The organism is Acetobacter musti (assembly GCF_011516835.1).
GTDB classification, from domain to species: Bacteria; Pseudomonadota; Alphaproteobacteria; order Acetobacterales; family Acetobacteraceae; genus Acetobacter; species Acetobacter musti.
Genome location: NZ_WOTB01000117.1, coordinates 1 through 801, shown reverse-complemented (window position 1 = coordinate 801; position 801 = coordinate 1). Strand labels below are relative to the sequence as shown.

General features: G+C 55.1%; 1 protein-coding gene and 2 pseudogenes. All 3 read left to right on the top strand.

All coding sequences use genetic code 11. From position 1 onward, the window contains the following. Nucleotides 1-226: pseudogene (locus GOB93_RS21300) on the top strand (hypothetical protein); the annotation flags it as partial. Beyond that, nucleotides 202-621, top strand: a complete 420-nt coding sequence (locus tag GOB93_RS20995; RefSeq protein WP_408742432.1) for an IS5 family transposase — start codon at nt 202-204, stop codon at nt 619-621. The pseudogene GOB93_RS21300 and the gene GOB93_RS20995, both read left to right, overlap by 25 nt. 73 nt (nt 622-694) lie before the next feature. Beyond that, nucleotides 695-801: pseudogene (locus tag GOB93_RS20990) on the top strand (IS5/IS1182 family transposase); the annotation flags it as partial.

Genomic DNA, 801 nt, shown 5'->3' with positions numbered 1-801 from the left:
AGATGCCCCGAAAGCGTATGGTCCGCACAGGACTTTATATAATCGCTTCATCCGGTGGAACCGCCCGGGTGTCTTCGACCGGATCTTCGTCGCCGTGACAGAACAGGCTGGCCGTTCAAAGCGCCTGATGATTGATGCAACACATCTGAAAGCGCACCGGACGTCGGCGTCCCTGCTCAGAAAGGGGCTTTTCCCCGCCATATCGGACGGACAAAAGGCGGACTGAACTCAAAGCTTCATGCCGTGTGTGACGGCAAAGGTCGCCCTGTCTGGCTTTATCTGACCGTAGGTCAGGTCAGCGACTTCAGAGGCGCAGACGTGCTTCTGGCAGATCTCCCCGATGAGACAGAAGAAGTCATCGGGGACAGAGCCTGTGACAGCAACCGGATCAGGCGAATTCTCGTCGAACAAAATATCACCGTCTGCATTCCACCGAAAAAGAACCGGAAATCAAAGCCGCCTTACGACTGGCATCTCTGTAAAAAGCGCCGCCTCATCGAAAACATGTTCGCAAAGCTGAAAGACCGGCGACGTGTTGCGACCCGATACGATCGCTGCGCCCATACATTCTTGTCCGCAATCCATATCGCAGCAACCTTCATCTTCTGGCTCAGAGAATAAGTCCTGAGCCCAGGCTGAGGGCTCATAGATTTGAGTACGGAAAACTGATTCAGGCTCTGTGAGGAGACCGGAAATGAGCGACCTGTACTGGCTGACGGACGAACAGATGGATCGTCTGCGGTCCTTTTTCCCAAAGAGCCACGGCAGACCCCGCGTTGATGACTGCCGTGTGCTGAGCGG